Source organism: Neptuniibacter sp. (genome assembly GCF_024231755.1).
Lineage (GTDB): Bacteria > Pseudomonadota > Gammaproteobacteria > Pseudomonadales > Balneatricaceae > Neptuniibacter.
This window is the reverse complement of record NZ_JAAEQH010000114.1, coordinates 1-1,743: the sequence shown is the minus strand read 5'-3', so window position 1 is coordinate 1,743 and position 1,743 is coordinate 1. Positions and strand designations below refer to the sequence as shown.

Annotated in this window: 4 protein-coding genes and 1 pseudogene; all 5 read right to left on the bottom strand. The window is 44.5% G+C overall.

What is annotated here, in order from left to right:
- Nucleotides 1-95 (bottom strand): annotated as a pseudogene (gene rplV, locus GY843_RS06415) (50S ribosomal protein L22); the annotation flags it as partial.
- A gap of 13 nt (nt 96-108) precedes the next feature.
- Complete coding sequence (rpsS, locus tag GY843_RS06410; protein ID WP_004588689.1) at nt 109-387, bottom strand: 30S ribosomal protein S19; 279 nt, start codon at nt 385-387, stop codon at nt 109-111.
- 15 nt (nt 388-402) lie between these two features.
- Nucleotides 403-1,227: a 50S ribosomal protein L2 gene (gene rplB, locus GY843_RS06405; protein WP_297307696.1), complete on the bottom strand. Its 825-nt coding sequence runs from the start codon at nt 1,225-1,227 to the stop codon at nt 403-405.
- A gap of 17 nt (nt 1,228-1,244) precedes the next feature.
- Nucleotides 1,245-1,547 (bottom strand): 50S ribosomal protein L23, encoded by a 303-nt coding sequence (gene rplW / locus GY843_RS06400; protein WP_008108343.1) that lies wholly within the window; start codon nt 1,545-1,547, stop codon nt 1,245-1,247.
- A partial coding sequence (gene rplD / locus GY843_RS06395) for a 50S ribosomal protein L4 (RefSeq protein ID WP_297307693.1) occupies nt 1,544-1,743 on the bottom strand: 200 nt, incomplete at its 5' end. The genes rplD and rplW, both read right to left, overlap by 4 nt.

Sequence of the window (1,743 nt, the reverse complement as noted above, 5' to 3'; positions counted from 1 at the left end):
GCGCGATCGACAGGTAACCCGCGGATCTGATCTGCAACTAGACGTGCTTTTTGCGCCGAACCAGAGGCGAATTTATGTTTAGCTAATGCTTGCATTTATCTTCCCCTCTTAACGTTTCTTCGCTTTCTTATCCGCAGCATGGCCACGGTAAGTGCGAGTTGGTGCAAATTCACCTAGTTTGTGACCGATCATTTCGTCAGAAACGAAAACTGGTACATGCTGGCGACCATTATGGACAGCAATGGTCAATCCGATCATGTTAGGTATGATCATTGAACGACGGCTCCAAGTTTTAATTGGCTTCTTTTCACCGCTTTCCAAAGCTTTCTCTACCTTCTTCAGCAAGTGTAGGTCTATAAAAGGACCCTTCTTGAGAGAGCGTGGCATGGCTATTCCTCAATATTACTTAGTACGACGACGTACTATAAATTTATCCGTACGCTTGTTCTTACGCGTCTTAGCACCTTTAGTCGGTTTACCCCATGGAGACACAGGATGACGACCACCAGATGTACGACCTTCACCACCACCGTGTGGGTGATCAACCGGGTTCATGGCAACACCACGAACTGTCGGACGAATACCACGCCAGCGATTTGCACCTGCTTTACCAAGTGAACGAAGCATATGCTCAGCATTGCCTACTTCACCTAGCGTTGCACGACAATCAGATTGTACTTTACGTACTTCGCCAGAACGAAGACGTAATGTTACGTATTGACCATCACGCGCAAGGATTTGAACGTATGCACCAGCAGAACGTGCGATTTGAGCACCTTTACCTGGTTTTAATTCTACGTTGTGAACAGTCGAACCTACAGGCATGTTACGCATAGGTAATGCATTACCAGGCTTGATTGGTGCATCAACACCAGACTGGATTGCATCGCCAGCTTTTAAGCCTTTAGGTGCGATAATGTAACGACGCTCACCGTCTGCATATAATACAAGAGCGATGTTTGCGCTACGATTTGGATCATATTCTAAACGCTCAACAGTGGCTGGAATGCCATCTTTAGTACGTTTAAAATCGATTAAACGGTAATGCTGCTTATGACCACCACCGATATGACGAACCGTAATACGACCATTGTTATTACGACCACCTGATTTAGAGTTTTTCTCTAATAGTGGTGCGTAAGGTTTACCCTTATGTAAATCTGGGTTAACCACTTTAACTAGGTGACGACGACCCGCAGAAGTTGGCTTACACTTTTGAAGTGCCATAATTCTAACTCCCCTTATTACTCGGCGCCGCCGACAAAGTCCAGCTCGCTACCTTCTTTAAGAGTAACGTAAGCTTTCTTCCAGTCGCTACGACGACCGAAACGCATGCCAGTACGTTTTGTTTTACCCTTAACGTTAAGTGTGCGAACACCAGTTACTTCTACTTCAAAAAGCTTCTCAACTGCCGCTTTAACTTCAGCTTTAGTTGCGTCATTTGCTACTTTGAAAACAATCGTGTTGTTTTCTTCAGCAGCAATTGTGCTTTTTTCAGAGATATGTGGAGCAAGGATCACTTTTAAAAGACGTTCTTCACGGATCATGCTAGCGCCTCCTCAAGTTGCTTAACAGCAGCAGCTGTAATTAGTACCTTATCGAAAGCAATTAAGCTTACAGGATCGATACCAGCTACATCACGTGTGTCAACCTTGTACAGGTTACGTGCCGATAAGAAAAGATTTTCATCTACTTCTTCAGTCACGATAAGAACATCTTTAAGCTCAAGTTCTTTAAGCTTAG

Bases quoted from the DNA above. Each gene is read 5' to 3' on its own strand.
- rplB (WP_297307696.1), bottom strand. From the start codon at position 1,227: ATGGCACTTCAAAAGTGTAAGCCAACTTCTGCGGGTCGTCGTCACCTA.
- rplW (WP_008108343.1), bottom strand. From the start codon at position 1,547: ATGATCCGTGAAGAACGTCTTTTAAAAGTGATCCTTGCTCCACATATC.
- rpsS (WP_004588689.1), bottom strand. From the start codon at position 387: ATGCCACGCTCTCTCAAGAAGGGTCCTTTTATAGACCTACACTTGCTG.